The sequence below is a fragment of the Pseudomonadota bacterium genome, assembly GCA_016195085.1.
GTDB lineage: Bacteria > Pseudomonadota > Alphaproteobacteria > SHVZ01 > SHVZ01 > JACQAG01.
This window is the reverse complement of sequence record JACQAG010000046.1, coordinates 1-14708: the sequence shown is the minus strand read 5'-3', so window position 1 is coordinate 14708 and position 14708 is coordinate 1. Positions and strand designations below refer to the sequence as shown.

The following is a 14708-nucleotide window of genomic DNA, read 5'->3' as shown; positions in this document are numbered from 1 at the left end:
CCTGCGCGTCCTTGGATGGCTGGGCTCCGTCACTCCCGCCTAAACACCCGCGCATGGCCGCGGCGGGACTGGAAATAGACGGTCTCCGACTCGGTGCCGGGCTCGTAACCGCCGCCAGCGACGGCGACGTTGCGGATCGAGGGATGGCTGCGCACGAAATCCTCGTCGATGTCGACGCCGAGGCCGGGGCGGTCGGGCACAATGAGATGGCCCTGGTCCAAGACGAGGTGCTGGGTCAACACCTGCTGCCGTCCCGGCCAATCGTTCTCGATGCGCTCCAGCATGAGCGCGTTCGGAATGGCGGCCATCAGGTGCATAGCGGCGAACTCGGCCACGGGGCCGAGGCTGCCCGAATGCGGCGCCACGGTGATGCCGTGGGCCTCGGCCATGGCCGCGATTTTCTTCATCTGAGTGAGGCCGCCGGCGCGCCCTGTGTCGGGCTGCACCACGGCCACGAGGTCGCGCTCGATCAAGGGCCGTAAGCCCCAGATGGTGCCGAGGCGCTCGCCCGCGGCCAGCGGCACGCCGACGGCATCGCGGATGCGCTCATAGGCGTCGGTCAGCTCCGGCATCACCGGGTCCTCGATGAAGAGGAGGCCGTAAGGCTCGAGCGCGCGGCCGAGCCGGATGGCTTCCGCCGGGGTCATCAAGGGCGGCCCATGGAGATCGACCATGAGGTCGATGTCGGGGCCGACCGCGGCCCGGAGCTCCGCCACCTTGTCCAAGGGCCGGGCGATGCCGCCGGTCTTGATCGCGGTGATCCCCGACTTGACCACGTCCTTCGCCACCGCCGCGGTGCTCGCATGGGTGTAGATGCGCACCCGGTCGCGGAGCTTGCCGCCGAGCAGGTTCCAGACCGGCGTGTTCAACGCCTTCCCCTTGATGTCCCAGAGCGCCATGTCGATGCCGGTCAAGGCGCCGGAGCCGACGATGCCGGTCATCCCATGGCCCATCATGGCGACGTAGAGCTTCTGCCAGATGCGCTCGATCGCCATCGGATCCTCGCCGATGAGGTGCTCGCGGAAATCCTGGACGGCGGTCTCGATCACCCGTGGCCAGCCGCTGCACTCGCCGATGCCACTCAAGCCGGCATCGGTCTTGATCTTGACGAAGAGCCAGTTGCGCGAGCCGGTCTGATGGCCCTTGGCGTCGGATGCCCAAGAGGTATCGGGGGGAGCCCCGGCCTGCATGAGAAACGTCTGGACCTCGGTGATGCGCATGATGTTCGTTCCTGTGTCTTGGCCACCGGTTCGCCCGATGACGACCCGGAGAGAAAGTCAGTTATACAGGGCGCCGGGCCCTGTGTTGGGAGGACCTATGCGAACCGTCGCTGGCTTGCTGATCGCACTCGCCCTGCCGGCGCTCTCCGGGTGGAGCGCCGAGGCCGAGACCTATGTCCGCCAGGAGCTGCGCATCCAGATGGATGCTGCCGGCAGCGCCGGCCTGGAAACAGTGCTGGTGCGCCTGGATGAGCCCGGGCGCCATCCGTTGGCCCTCATCAACCACGGCTCGCCGCGATCGGCATCCGAGCGTCCCGGCATGACGGCGCTTTCCCTGGTGCCGCAGGCGATGGAGTTCGCGCGCCGGGGCTGGGCGGCGGCCATCGTCATGCGCCGGGGCTACGCCAGCTCCGGCGGCGCCTGGGCCGAGGATTACGGCGGCTGCCGGAGCCCGGACTATCAGCAGGCCGGACGGATCGCGGCGGGCGATCTCAAGGCCGCGATCGCCCATCTCGCAAGCCTGCCGGAGATCGATGGCGAACGGATCATCAGCGTCGGCGTGTCCGCCGGCGGCTACGCCACGGTGGCGCTGACCGCCGATCCGCCGCCGGGTCTCAAGGCCGCGATCAGCTTCGCAGGCGGCCGTGGCTCGCTCGCAGCCGACGAGGTCTGCCGCGCGGATCTGCAAGCCCAGGCTTTCGGCTCTTTCGGCGAGCGCTCGCGCGTGCCCATGCTCTGGGTCTATGCGGAGAACGACCATTTCTTCGGACCGGCCGTCGCCACCGCGTTCAAGGATGCGTTCGTTTCGGCCGGCGGGCTCGTCGAGTTCGTGAAGCCGCCCGCCTTCGGCGAGGACGGTCACCGGCTGTTCTCGGCCGCGGGCATTGCGCAGTGGACACCGCTCGTCGATCAGTTTCTGAAGGCCCACGGCCTCGTCTGGCGCGCCAGCCCGGCCTCCCTGCCGCATCTTGCGCCGCCCGCCTATCTCTCGGCCTCGGCCAAAGCCGCGTTCGAGACCTACGCAGCCGCCGCCCCGCACAAAGCCTTCGCCGCCGCACAAGCCGGGGGCTATGGCTGGCGCTCGGGCCAGAAGAGCGAAGAGGCGGCGCGCGCCGAGGCGCTGGCGACCTGTCTCCGCCCCGACCCCGCGCGCAAATGCGCCGTCATCGCGGTCGACGACGCGGCGGAGTGACACTGAGGGAGAAAGGTTCGTCGATGAGACCTGCGCATCCATGGTGCGTCCTTCGACGAGCTCAGGATGAGAGGGATTGTGCGTCGCAGAACGTTCGGCGTGGCAGAAAGAAAAAACTCATCCTGAGCTCGTCGAAGGACGCACGGCGGCTGTCCGAAACGTCGTCATGCGCCAGCGACCGTTTCGATCAGGGCGCTAGTGGCTCTGGTAGTGCGGCACGTCGATCAGGCGCCGGGTGCCTTGGTCCACATCGTAGATGTGGAAGGAATCCATGTTGCGGCCGTAGAGGTGCAGGCTGACGCAGCGCTCGCGGCCGGCGGCGACACCGGTCATGTGGATGTGGTCGGGGTTCGGCACGAAGGTGGTAATGGCGCCGGCATTCAGCAGCACGATCCCGCCCCGGCGGAGCCGAATGCCGCTATCGGCGTTGATCTCGCCATCGGCGGCCATATAGGCCCGCTCCTCCAGCACGCCCTCGACGACGCCGACCACGCCCCAGCTGCCGTGATCGTGCACCGGCGTCCATTGTCCCGGCAGCCAGACCAGGGCGAAGAGCGAGAGGTCGCCCGAGGGGCAGATATAGATCGCGTTCCTGGCGTAGTGGCTGGGATTGGAAATCAGATGCCGGTTCTCGAGGAAGCCCGCCGCACCGGCGACCAGACGCTGCATCAAGGGGGCGATCTCGGTCACCCGGTCGGCCGCATCCCTGTGCTCGGCGATGACGCCCCGGCAGGAATCGATGAAGGCGCCCAGCGGGCGATCGGTTGCAAGCGATTGGTCCATCCCCATCCCCCCAACGCAACCATGTCCTCCTAGCACCGAGCGCGCGCCTGCGGCAACTCGGGCCGATCGACGCCGCCGCGCGCCTGCCGGCTTCGGGCGGGGACCATCCCGCATCGCCGCTGGCGGGCGGGCTTGCATCCTCTATAAGTGACCGCGGTGGAGCATTCGCCTGAAGCAGCCGAGACGGCGCCGGCCGAGCCCGCGAGGCAAGGCCGTGCCGCCATCGCCCGGCTCAGCCTGGCGATCGTGGCGATCTCCTTCACGCCCGTGCTCTTCCGCCAATCGGAGCTGGGGCCGACAGCGACTTCCTTCTACCGCACCCTGCTGGCGATCCCGGTCTTCGTCATTTGGTACTGGATCGAGCGCCGCCGCGAGCGCGGGGTCCGCAAGGTCGCCTGGCTCCGCGATGGGCCGGCGCTCATGCTGGGGGGTGCCGTCTATGCCGCCAACATCCTGGCCTATGCCTGGGCGGTGCATTTCACCACGGTCGCCAATGCCAGCCTGCTCAGCAACACCACGCCGATCTTCGTGGCGCTGGGCAGCTTCCTGGTGTTCCGCGACCGTGTCAGGCTTGCCTTCATGCTCTCCATGCTGGCGGCGATCGCCGGCATGATCGTGCTCGCCTGGGACAAGCTCGGCATCGATGCCGATCGGATCCTGGGCGCCCATCAGATCCTGGGCGACGGGCTCGGCATCCTCTCGGCGGTCACCTTTGCCGCCTATCTCGTGGTGATCGGCCGGCTCTCCCCACGGCTGGGATCGGCCACCATCATGCTGTGGACCGGCATCGTCACCGCCATCGGGCTCCTCCTCGGCGCGCTCGCCGCCGGCGAGAGTCTGGCCGCCGCCTCGCTCATGGGCTGGGCGGCGCTCCTCGGCCTCGGCATCGTCTCCTATGCCTTGGGGCAGGGGCTGCTGACCTTGGCGCTGGCCCATGTCGGCGCCGCCTTTTCGGCGGTGGCGCTGTTGTCGCTGCCGGTCAGCGCCGCCTTCTATGGCTGGCTGTTGCTGGGCGAGCCGGTCACCCTGAATCAGGGAATCGGCGGCGCCATCATCCTCGCCAGCATCCTCGGCGCGCGGCTGTCGCGAGGCTGAGGGTTGCGCAAAGCCTGCCAACAAGAATGCCCCCACCCCGTCCCTCCCCCGCCTGGGGGTGGAATTTGGGAGGGGGTGGGGACCACCCCCTCCCCGACCCTCCCCGGGGCGAGGGAGGGAGCTCAGAGTGCGTGCGTGCGTTCTTATCCCCTCCTCCACCGCTAGGTGGGGGAGGGTCGGGACGGTTGGGGACGGGTCCTCCCGTCCCCAACGCCGTGCCGGGAGGATCCGGCGCGGCCGTCCCCGACGGGTGGGGGCGTCGTAGTGGGTACATAGCGCCGCATGGCCGGCGCGAAGGATCGAACGGAAGCTCGGACTTAGGCCGCTAGAACCAGTCGACGGCGGAGGTCGGCCGCTTGCCGGCTTTGTCCGTTTTGCCGGCGGGCGCGGGGGCGCCGGTCAAGGTCTTGATCTGGGCCAGGATCGCCTTCTGATTGGAGGCGATGTGGCTGTTGCACTTGCCGACCACGAGCTCGATCACCTCCGCCGGCAACCGCTGAAACTCCTGCTCGGCCACGCGGAAGTTGTATTCGAAGGTCTTGTTGTTGGCGCTCTGGAGGGTGAGGGTAAGGGTGGCGGTGAAGGCGTTCTTCGCCCCCAGCACATTGTCGCAGACAGAGTGCAGAATGCGGACCGCTGCCTTTTTGACGGCAATCTCATCGACCGACATCTGCGTTGCAGTTGCGTCAGGCATTTCCATAAAAATTAGTTTGAAGTTTCTCGGAAATTAACCGCATGTCATTCAAATATTACGATAACGTTCGTTTAGCTGCCGCGCAACCATAGAGTTATTGACGATCGGAAACCACCCCCGAGCTCTAGCCCGGCGCCGGTCTCGAGATGGTGGCGCTTCAGCCCTGGGCGGCATAGCCGCCATCGACGGCGATCGCCGTGCCGGTGACGAAGTCGGAGGCGGCACTCGCCAGAAACACCCCGACACCCGCCATGTCCTTGGGCTCGCCCCAGCGCCCGGCGGGCGTGCGCGCCAGCACGCGCTCATGCAGACCCTGGATCTCGCGACGGCCGCGCTGGGTGAGTTCGGTGTCGATCCAGCCGGGCAGCACGACGTTCACCTGGATGTTGTCCTTGGCCCAGGCGGTGGCCATCGCCTTGGTCATCTGCACCATGCCGCCCTTGCTGGCGGCGTAGGCCATGAGCACCGGGGCGCCGAACAAGGACATCATCGAGCCGATATTGATGACCTTGCCGCCGCCGGCCTTGAGGAACTCCGGATGCGCCGCCTGGGCGCAGAGGAAGGCGCTGGTGAGGTTGGTGTCGATGACCGTGTGCCACTCGGCCAGCGTGTAGTCCTGGGGCTGCTTGCGGATGTTCATGCCGGCATTGTTGACAAGGATGTCGAGGCGCCCGAAGCGCTTGACCGTCTCGGCCACCAGCGCCCGGCAGGAATCCTCCTTGGTCACGTCGAGCGAAAGCGCCACCGCCTTGGCACCGGCTTCCGTCAGCGCCTTCACCGCCGTCTCGCTCTTGGCGGCGTTGCGCGCGCCGATCACGATGGCAGCACCCGCCTCCGCCATGCCCTTGGCCATGCCGAGGCCGATGCCGCCATTGCCGCCGGTGACGATGGCGACTCGCCCCTTCAAGTCGAACAAACCCATATTCCGTGTCCTCTCATTCTCGAAATCCGTTCGTCCATTCTAATAGCGCAATGCCGCGGCGGTGCCATTGGATTGCCGGGGCAAGATCCGGCATGGTGAAATCCGCCCAACACGGGGGGAACGCGTATGGATGGCGTCGATGTCATCGTGGTCGGCGCCGGCTCGGCCGGCTGTGCCTTGGCGGCGCGGCTCTCCGAGGATGAGCGGCAGACCGTGCTCCTGCTCGAGGCCGGCGGGCCTGACCGCGATCCTTGGATCCACCTGCCGGTGGGGTATTTCCGCAACATCTATTCCAGGCTGAGCTGGGGCTTCGAGACCGAACCCGATCCCGGCATGGGCGGCCGCTCCATCATCTGGCCGAGGGGCAAGGTGCTGGGCGGCTCGTCCTCGATCAACGGCCTCATCTATATCCGCGGGCAGGCGGAGGACTATGACCACTGGCGCCAGCTCGGCAATGCCGGCTGGTCATTCGGCGACGTGCTGGCCTACTTCAAGCGTGCGGAGGATCAGGAGCGGGGTGCCGATCCGCTGCACGGCGAAGGCGGGCCCTTGGGCGTCAGCGACCTCCGCCTCAAGCACGAGCTGTGCGAGGCGTTCATCAGGGCGGCGATCGAGGCGGGCTATGCGCCGAACGACGACTTCAACGGCACCCAGCAGGACGGCGTCGGCTACTATCAGCTGACTTCCCGCAACGGGCTTCGATGCAGCGCCGCCGTCGCCTACCTCAAGCCGGCGCGCCGCCGCCCCAATCTCCGCGTGGAGACGAAGGCGCTGGCCACCCGGATCCTGTTCGAGGGCAGGCGCGCGGTCGGCGTCGCCTATCTCAAGGACGGCCGGGAGCGGATCCAGCGCGCCGGCCGCGAGGTGGTGCTCGCCGGCGGCGCCGTCAACTCCCCGCATCTCCTCTTGCTCTCCGGCGTCGGCCCGGCCGATGAGCTCGCCCGCCATGGCATCGCCGTGGTCCATGAGCTGCCCGGCGTCGGCCAGAATCTGCAGGACCACTACCAGGTCCGCCTGATCCACCGCTGCACGAAGCCGATCACCTTGAACGAGATCGAGCACAGCCTTTGGCGGAAGGCGGGGGCTGCCCTCGAATGGCTGACGCGACGCTCCGGACCAATCAGCATCGGAGCCGGCCAGGTCGGGCTCTTCTGCAAGAGCCGCAACGAGGCGGCGACGGCGGATTTGCAATATCACTTCATGCCCGTCAGCTTCGAACGCGGCCCCGGGCCCGAGCCCCGCATCGATGTCCATCGCTTTCCCGGCTTCAACAACACCCTCAACCAGTCGCGTCCATCGAGCCGCGGCTGGATCCGCTTGAAGTCGAGCGACCCCCGCGTCCATCCGGCGATTCAGCCGAACTATCTCTCGGAACCGGAAGACCGGGCCTGCGTCATCGCCGGGCTCAAGATCGCCCGGCGCATCGCCCAGATGCCGGCGCTCCGGGACTACATCGCCGGCGAGTACAGCCCCGGCGGCGATGTCCAGACCGACGACGAGCTCCTGGCATTCGCCCGCGAGAAGGGCGGCACCATCTACCACCCGGCCGGGAGCTGCAAGATGGGGCCGGAAGGCGATGCCATGGCCGTGGTCGATCCTCGGCTGCGCGTCATCGGGCTTTCCGGCTTGCGCGTGGCCGATGCCTCGATCATGCCGACGCTGGTCTCCGGCAACACCAATGCGAGCGCCATCATGATCGGCGAGAAGGCGGCCGACCTCATCCGCAAGGATGCGGCCTGAGCGCCGAGCTCATGTTCTTCTCCAACATGTCCGAGCGCGCCGGCAAGCTCCTGCGCGAGGACATGGCCTCCATGGGCCCGATCCGCTTGAAGGAGGTGGACGAGGCGCAGATGTACATGGTCAACCTCGCCAAGGATCTGGCCCCGCGCGGCGAGATCGTGCTCTCCGACAGCCAGGGCGGCGACGAGCTCGTCTACTAGCTGATATTTCTAGCCGTTTAGGCATCATTTAGGCACTATCGTCTCAAATGTGACCTTGGTCACAGCGGCGGCGCGTGGCATCCGCGACAATCTCCCTGTTGAGGAGATTGCGATTGCCACGCGAGATGCGGCTCATCGGCTTGGATCGGGAGAATCGGCAGAGCGAGCCCTTGGGGCAAAGCTTCGTCCAGGCCGTGCTCGGCGCCACGCTCTCGGTCTTGCTGCTGGCGCTGCCGCTCTGGGCGCTCGAATCGGTGAACGATCTGGCGGTCGAGGCCGTCGTCGCCGAGCGCGCCAGCGACCCCAGCCTGCCGCGCTGGCGCGGCAATGGTCCGGGCAGCGCAACATCCGGCATCACGCGCCCGCATGCCATGGACCCCGCCGACGACCCGAGCCTCGAGGAGAGCGAGGTGCAGGAGAAGTCGACGCGCAAGGATTCGCGCTGAGCCTCGCCGCCCCGCAGCCTCCCGCGGCACCCGAGATCGAGCGTATCGCCGCCGAACATGCTAAAATCACCCATGGGGATAGGGGGGCTTATCCTCCGAGGAGCGGATGGCTCCGGCGTCGGTACGGCATCCTTGCCCATGGTTGAGGAAGCCGCCGTCAGCGCGCTCGAGCGATGGAGGATCGTGCATGAAAGTCGTTGGTCGCGTCGCGACGCAGAAGATCGACCAATTCATGACCCAGGACATGCTGGACAAGAATTCGCGCAAGGAGCTGAGCCAGCAGCTTCTCGAGATCGAGAAGGTCATCTTCGAGACCAACCAGCGCCTGATGCAGGAGAAAGTGCCGGCGCTCGACAGCGACAGCTTCATCCGCTTCTCGCATCTGGTGGCCGAGACCAGGGCGAACTACATCCGCATGGCGCTCGAGGTGAGCAAGCTCGCCCACCAGCCCGAAGCCGCCGTGGTCGATCAGCTGCGCCGCCAGCGCATCACCTATGAGGAGCTGCTCTCCGCCTTCGAGGCGATGCAGCGCGTGCTCGAGCGCGGCTACGTCAAGCTGAAGAAGCTGAGCTAAGCCGGCCCCGCAAGGGAGGATCTTCGGGCCATGTGCGACACGATGGTGGCGGGCGGCGATGCGGTGGCGGCGGGCGGCGTGCTCTTCGCCAAGAACAGCGATCGCGAGCGCAACGAGGCGCAGTATCTCGAGTACCGGCCGCGGCAGAAGCACCGCGCCGGCTCCCCCCTGAAGCTGACCCATGTCAGCATCGAAGCGGCGGCGGCGACCCATGCCGTGCTGCTGTCGAGGCCGTTCTGGATCTGGGGCGCGGAGATGGGCGCCAACGAGCATGGCGTGGTCATCGGCAACGAGGCGGTCTATTCGAAGCTGGCGCCCTCGAAAAAGCCGGGCGTGATCGGCATGGACCTCTTGCGCCTCGGCCTCGAGCGCGGCGCCAGCGCCGCCGAGGCGCTCGAGGTCATCACCGGCCTCATCGAGCGCCACGGCCAAGGCGGCAATTGCGGCCATCTGCGCCAGCGCAGCTACCACAACTCCTTCATCATCGCCGACCCGAGCGAAGCCTGGGTCCTGGAGACCGTGGGCCGCTACTGGGTGGCCGAGCGCGCGGTCAAGGTCCGCACCATCTCGAACGCGCTGTCGATCGGCACGCGCTTCACGTCGATCAGCGCCGCGCTGCCGGCGCTCATCGGGCGCCGCGGCTGGGACGGCGAGAGCGGGCCCATCAACGTGGCATCCGCCATCACCAATGCCCGGCGCGACCGCCTGTCTGAGGGCCATGAGCGGCGCGCCCGCTCGACCGGCATTCTGGCCGAGCGCAACCGGCGCTTGAGCGCCTCCGACATGATCCAGGCCGTGCGCGATCATGGGCAGGCCGGCGCCGATCCCGACTGGCGGCCGGATGAAGAGCCGAACCGCACCCTCTGCATGCATGGAAGCTGGGGCCTGAAGGGCGGCCAGACGGTGGGCTCGCTCGTCTCGGATTTGCGGCCGGGGCGGATCGTGCATTGGGTGACCGGCTCGGCCGCCCCCTGCACCAGCATCTTCAAGCCGGTCTTCTTCGACGCCATGCCCGATTTCGGGCCGCGGCCTACCGACCGCTTCAATCCGCGTACCCGCTGGTGGCGCCACGAGAGGCTGCACCGTCTGGTGATCGAAGACTACGGACCGCGCTTGGCGCTCATCAGGCAAGAGCGCGATCAGCTCGAGGAGCGCTTCCGCAAGCGGGTCGCGGCCGCGCTCGCATCCGGCGGTGGGAGTGTCGCCCAGGCGCGCCGGGACGTGGTCCGGACCTGCTGGGCGGAAGCGGATGCCGCCGAGGCGCGCTGGTTCGAGACTCTGCATGCGGTGCACCGGGAGCGCCCGAGCCAGGTTGCAGTTCCCTATCGCCGCGCCTGGAACCGGATGGCGAGGCTGGCGGCGATCCCGGCGTTCTAGGGCACGTTCCGCTTAGATGTGATCACCCCTCACGCCCAACCTATCCCAGAGCGCGAGGGAGCAAGACGGAAAGCATCGTCACCTCTCCTTGGGGAGAGGTCGCGAGCGAGAGCGAGCGGGTGAGGGGACTGGGCCTCGCAAGATAGGGCAACCCCTCACCCCGTCCCTCTCCCCAAGGGAGAGGGAGCAAGAAGGGACCATCGAATCCACCTAGCCCGAACATTCTCTAAGCTTCACGCGAGCGCTTCCTGCTCGCGAGCGAAGGCCGGCACCAGGAGGGCGGCGAATGTCCGGCCTATGGCAGCGTCCGACTCCCGGTACCAGCCCTCCCGATGCAGGAGATTGGCGGTGCCGAGGCAACGTCCGTCATGCACCACCGGCACATTCAAGATCGACGCCAAGCCCAGGCTCAAGATGAGCGCGTGATCGGGAAAATCCCGCACGATGTCGGCGGCGTTGCGGCCGATATAGGTCTGCCGGCGGAGGATGACCTGCTCGCCCCATTCGGTCGTCCGAAGCGGCTTTCTGCCACCGACGGGATAGGCCGTCGGGTTCGAGCTATAGACTCGCTGAACCTCGCCCCTCGGCTCATCGACGACGAGAAACGTCACCAGGAGGTGGCCGATCGCCTGGCCGAGCGCGCGGTCGAGCGCACCGTAAAGCGGCTCGGGCTGGCCGGGAAGGCCGAGAGACGCGACGGCCTCGAGGAGCGGCGGCAAGGGATCGGGGCGAGACATGGCGGACCATCCTTAGCGGGTCCGCCATCCTCCACGGAATGCTCATCCGATGCCAGCGATGGCGAACGCAATCACCCGAGCTCGGCCAGGCGGCGCGCCAGCAGTCGCCGTTCCGGCTCGAGCTTGACCAGGGCGAGAGCGGCTAGGTAGGCGGCGCGCGCCTCTTGCCTGCGCCCCAAGCGCCGGAAGAGGTCGGCACGCGCCGCCGGCAGCAGGTGATAGCCGTCGAGGCCGCCGCGGGCGGCGAGCGCGTCCAGGAGGTCGAGGGCCCGGGCCGGACCGTCGACCATCGAGACGGCGGCGGCGTGGTTGAGCTCGACCACCGGCGATGGCTGCAGGCGCAGCAGCACCTCGTAGAGGCCGACGATCTGCGGCCAGTCGGTCGCCTCATGGTGCGGCGCCTCGGCATGGAGGGCTGCGATCGCCGCTTGCACCGCATAGGGGCTGGGCCGGCCGGGCGCGCGCAAGGCTTCACCCACGAGCCCAGTACCTTCGGCGATCTGCGCCTGATCCCAGAGGCTGCGGTCCTGGTCCTCGAGCAGCACGATGTCGCCGGCCTCCGTGGTGCGGCCATGGCGGCGCGCGTCATGCAGCAGCAGGAGCGCCAGCAGTCCCTGGATCGCCGGCCGGCCGGGCAAGAGGCCATCGAGCAGACGCGCCAAGCGGATCGCTTCGCTGGACAGGTCCCAGCGCATGAGCTCCGCACCGGCGGTGACCGCATAGCCCTCGGTGAAAACCAGATAGATGACGGCGAGGACCCCCTCGATCCGCTCGTCCAGCATCGCCGGCGCCGGCGTCTCGTAGGGGATCTTCGCCGCCCGGATCTTCTTCTTGGCGCGGACCAGCCGCTGCGCCATGGTCTCGACGCCGACGAGGAGGGCGCGGGCCACCGCCTCGGTGGTGAGCCCGCAGACCGAGCGAAGCGTGAGCGCCACCTGGGTCTCGATGGCGAGCGCTGGATGGCAGCAGGTGAAGATGAGCCTGAGGATGTCGTCGCCGAACGCATCGGCCTCCTCCGCGCAAGCAACGCTCTGCCGATCGATGGCAGCGTCGATCTCGAGGTCGCGGCGCTTCCGGCGAAACAGGATCTGCCGGCGCAAGCGATCGACCGCCTTGTGGCGCCCGACATTGACCAGCCAGGCCCTGGGCTTGTCGGGAACGCCGGAGGCCGGCCATTGCTCGACCGCCGCGGTGAACGCCTCCTGCAACGCCTCCTCGGCCAGCTCGAAATCGCCGACGAGGCGGATCAGCGTCGCCAGGACGCGACCCGCCTCGTTGCGAAAGACGCTCTCGATGCCGGCCGCGCTCACGCCCCGTCCGGCCCCGACCTTCGGGTCATTTGTAGACCCAGATCGGCCGAACCTCGATCGAGCCGTGCTTGGCGCCTGGAATGCGCGCGGCGATCTGGGATGCCTCGTCCAGGTTCTTGGCTTCGATCAAATAGTAGCCGCCGAGCTGCTCGCGGGTCTCGGCAAAGGGTCCGTCGGTGGTAAGCGTCTTGCCGCTGCGCACGCGGACGGTGGTCGCCGTCGAGATCGGCTGCAGCCGGTCGCCGGCCTTGAACTGCCCGGCCTTGATGATCGCCTGGGTGAAGACGCCGTATTCCTCCATCATCGCCTTCGCCTCCGCCTCGCTCCGTTTCGCGATCTCGGCTTCGTTCGCATAGATGAGCAAGAGATACTGCATTTCTGACGCTCCTTAGGCTGATTGGCATGGTTCTCCGTCTATCAGTCGAGCGCGCGGCGGCCGGATCGACAGGCCCTCGGGGTATTTCTCCAAGCCTAGCCCCTATTTCTCACCGGGATAAACCTCCGCAACTGCCGCCGATTCCGGCCTGCCGGCGATCGATTGCTGGGGCCGGCTAGGACGTCTAGCATGGCCGCAAAGCCCGGCGCCCAACGTCCGGGCGCGCCCGCACCAAGAACAGGAGAGGACCATGCCCCGATCGCTGATCGTCGCCTTCAGCGTCACCACCGGCCTCCTTGCCGCCGCCGGCCTCCCCGGCCCGGCAGAGGCGCAGCAGACCGTCTTGAAGATGGTGCCCCACGCCGACCTCAAGGTCACCGACCCGATCTCGACCACGGCGACCATCACCATCGACCACGCGATGATGATCTACGACCAGCTCTACGCCTGGGATGCGGGGCTCAACCCGAAGCCGCAGATGGCGGAGGGCCATACGCTTTCCGCGGACGGACTCACCTACACCTTCACCCTCAGGTCGGGTCTCAAGTTCCATGATGGCAGCCCGGTGACGGCGCGCGACGCGGTCGCCTCGGTCAAGCGCTGGGAAGCCCGCGACACCATGGGCCAGAAGCTGGCCGAGATGACCAAGGCGATGGAGGCGGTCAACGACACGACCTTCACCATCGTCTTGAAGGAACCCTACGGCTACACCTTGACGACGCTCGCCTCCAGCGGCGGCAACGTCCCCGCCATCATGCGCCTCAAGGACGCCGAGGCCGATCCGTTCAAGGCGATCACCGAGAACGTCGGCTCCGGACCGTTCAAGCTGGTGGCATCCGAGTGGGTGCCGGGCTCCAAGGTCGTCTACGAGAAGAATGCCGATTATGTGCCGCGCGGCGAGCCCGCAGCCGGCTTGACCGGCGGCAAGGTGGTCAAGGTCGCCCGGGTGGAATGGACCTCCATTCCCGAGGCTGCGACCGCCGCCGCCGCACTGGTTGCCGGCGAGATCGACATGATCGAGGCGATCAACAACGACCAAACGGCGATCCTGAAGAAGAGCGGCACGGTGGTCGTGGAAGCGCTAGCGCCGCTCGGCTGGTTCGGCATGCTCAGGCCGAACTATCTCCATCCGCCCTTCAACAACGCCAAGGCGCGCCAGGCGCTGGCGCTCATGGTGGATCAGCAGGAATACATGCAAGCCGCCTTCGGCGGCGGGCAGATCTGCTTTTCCTACTACACCTGCGGCAGCCCGAACGGCACCGAGGTGGGCTCGGAGCCCTACCGCAAGCCCGACTTCGCCCGCGCCAAGCAGCTCCTCGCCGAATCCGGCTACAAGGGCGAGAAGATCGTGCTCTTGGGTGCCGGCGACTTGTTCCACCACCACGCAGTCGCCCAGGTGACCGCCGAGCGGCTGAAGCAGATCGGCATCAATGTCGATCTGCAGATGGCCGATTGGGGTGCCGTGGTCACCCGCCGCGGCAAGAAGGACGATCCCTATGCCGGCGGCTGGCACATCTTCCAGACCTTCTCCGACGGTGTCACCGGCTACTCGCCCTTGACCAATTTCGGCACCAATCTCGCCTGCGACGGCAAGAACTGGTTCGGCTGGCCCTGCGACGAGGCGACCGAGAAGCTGCGCGACCGCTTCATCCGGGCCGCCAACGAGACCGAGCAGGCGCAGGCGCTGGAAGCGCTCCATCGCCGGATGTGGGAAGTGGTCCCCTATGTGATGCTGGGCAAATACGAGCGGCTCGGCGCCTGGCGCAGCAATCTTCAGGGCGTCTTGAAGGCGAACGTGCTGGCGCTCTGGAACATCTCGAAGAGCTGAGCCGCGGGCTCATCGTTTGGCAACGATCCTTGTCTATGCGTGACTTGCCCCCACCCCCGCCCTCCCCCGCAGTCGCGCACGGGTGTCCGGGGAAAGTCATGCATAGCTGAAGGTTCCCTGGTTGGGGGAGGCGGTTGGTTGTCGGCGGTTGGGATTAAGCGGGGGCGGTTTGTCGATTTTGGCGAGGGGTTTGCGAACGAAGAGGCAGGAGCCG

15 protein-coding genes are annotated in these 14708 nt (G+C 67.3%); 8 read left to right on the top strand and 7 right to left on the bottom strand.

What is annotated here, in order from left to right; genetic code table 11:
- Positions 1-29 precede the first annotated feature (29 nt).
- Complete coding sequence (locus tag HY058_14135) at positions 30-1220, bottom strand: mandelate racemase/muconate lactonizing enzyme family protein (protein ID MBI3498436.1); 1191 nt, start codon at positions 1218-1220, stop codon at positions 30-32.
- Between the two features lie 97 nt (positions 1221-1317).
- Here HY058_14135 and HY058_14130 point away from each other — a divergent pair, with 97 nt between their 5' ends.
- Positions 1318-2412: a dienelactone hydrolase family protein gene (locus tag HY058_14130; GenBank protein MBI3498435.1), complete on the top strand. Its 1095-nt coding sequence runs from the start codon at positions 1318-1320 to the stop codon at positions 2410-2412.
- Between the two features lie 195 nt (positions 2413-2607).
- Here the strand turns inward: HY058_14130 and HY058_14125 are convergent, their stop codons facing one another.
- Positions 2608-3195 (bottom strand): cysteine dioxygenase, encoded by a 588-nt coding sequence (locus HY058_14125; protein MBI3498434.1) that lies wholly within the window; start codon positions 3193-3195, stop codon positions 2608-2610.
- A gap of 147 nt (positions 3196-3342) precedes the next feature.
- On the opposite strand from HY058_14125, the gene HY058_14120 reads away from it, so the two are divergent.
- Complete coding sequence (locus HY058_14120; GenBank protein MBI3498433.1) at positions 3343-4290, top strand: DMT family transporter; 948 nt, start codon at positions 3343-3345, stop codon at positions 4288-4290.
- A 325-nt stretch (positions 4291-4615) separates the two neighbouring features.
- Here the strand turns inward: HY058_14120 and HY058_14115 are convergent, their stop codons facing one another.
- Both HY058_14115 and HY058_14110 read right to left on the bottom strand, forming a co-directional pair.
- Positions 4616-4984, bottom strand: a complete 369-nt coding sequence (locus HY058_14115; GenBank protein ID MBI3498432.1) for a hypothetical protein — start codon at positions 4982-4984, stop codon at positions 4616-4618.
- Between the two features lie 157 nt (positions 4985-5141).
- The gene (locus HY058_14110) at positions 5142-5906 is read right to left on the bottom strand and encodes a glucose 1-dehydrogenase (protein MBI3498431.1); all 765 of its coding nucleotides are present in this window, start codon (positions 5904-5906) and stop codon (positions 5142-5144) included.
- Between the two features lie 126 nt (positions 5907-6032).
- Between HY058_14110 and HY058_14105 the strand changes: the two genes are divergently transcribed.
- The 5 genes from HY058_14105 (at position 6033) to HY058_14085 (ending at position 10243) form a co-directional block, all read left to right on the top strand.
- Positions 6033-7646, top strand: a complete 1614-nt coding sequence (locus tag HY058_14105; GenBank protein ID MBI3498430.1) for a choline dehydrogenase — start codon at positions 6033-6035, stop codon at positions 7644-7646.
- 11 nt (positions 7647-7657) lie between these two features.
- Positions 7658-7846 carry a hypothetical protein gene (locus HY058_14100; protein ID MBI3498429.1) on the top strand — a complete coding sequence of 63 codons (189 nt, stop codon included), beginning with the start codon at positions 7658-7660 and terminating at the stop codon, positions 7844-7846.
- 113 nt (positions 7847-7959) lie between these two features.
- Positions 7960-8292 carry a hypothetical protein gene (locus HY058_14095; GenBank protein MBI3498428.1) on the top strand — a complete coding sequence of 111 codons (333 nt, stop codon included), beginning with the start codon at positions 7960-7962 and terminating at the stop codon, positions 8290-8292.
- Positions 8293-8479: 187 nt separating this feature from the next.
- A complete protein-coding gene (locus HY058_14090) occupies positions 8480-8866 on the top strand; it encodes a hypothetical protein (protein MBI3498427.1) in 387 nt (128 codons plus the stop codon).
- Positions 8867-8896: 30 nt separating this feature from the next.
- Positions 8897-10243 (top strand): C69 family dipeptidase, encoded by a 1347-nt coding sequence (locus HY058_14085; protein ID MBI3498426.1) that lies wholly within the window; start codon positions 8897-8899, stop codon positions 10241-10243.
- A gap of 233 nt (positions 10244-10476) precedes the next feature.
- Here HY058_14085 and HY058_14080 read toward each other — a convergent pair whose 3' ends face one another.
- The 3 genes from HY058_14080 to HY058_14070 all read right to left on the bottom strand — a co-directional run bounded on the left by HY058_14080 (position 10477) and on the right by HY058_14070 (position 12666).
- Positions 10477-10980 carry a GAF domain-containing protein gene (locus HY058_14080; GenBank protein ID MBI3498425.1) on the bottom strand — a complete coding sequence of 168 codons (504 nt, stop codon included), beginning with the start codon at positions 10978-10980 and terminating at the stop codon, positions 10477-10479.
- A gap of 71 nt (positions 10981-11051) precedes the next feature.
- A complete protein-coding gene (locus tag HY058_14075; GenBank protein ID MBI3498424.1) occupies positions 11052-12290 on the bottom strand; it encodes an RNA polymerase subunit sigma-24 in 1239 nt (412 codons plus the stop codon).
- Positions 12291-12315: 25 nt separating this feature from the next.
- Positions 12316-12666 (bottom strand): YciI family protein, encoded by a 351-nt coding sequence (locus HY058_14070; GenBank protein ID MBI3498423.1) that lies wholly within the window; start codon positions 12664-12666, stop codon positions 12316-12318.
- Positions 12667-12916: 250 nt separating this feature from the next.
- Here HY058_14070 and HY058_14065 point away from each other — a divergent pair, with 250 nt between their 5' ends.
- Positions 12917-14494: an ABC transporter substrate-binding protein gene (locus HY058_14065; protein MBI3498422.1), complete on the top strand. Its 1578-nt coding sequence runs from the start codon at positions 12917-12919 to the stop codon at positions 14492-14494.
- Positions 14495-14708 lie beyond the last annotated feature (214 nt).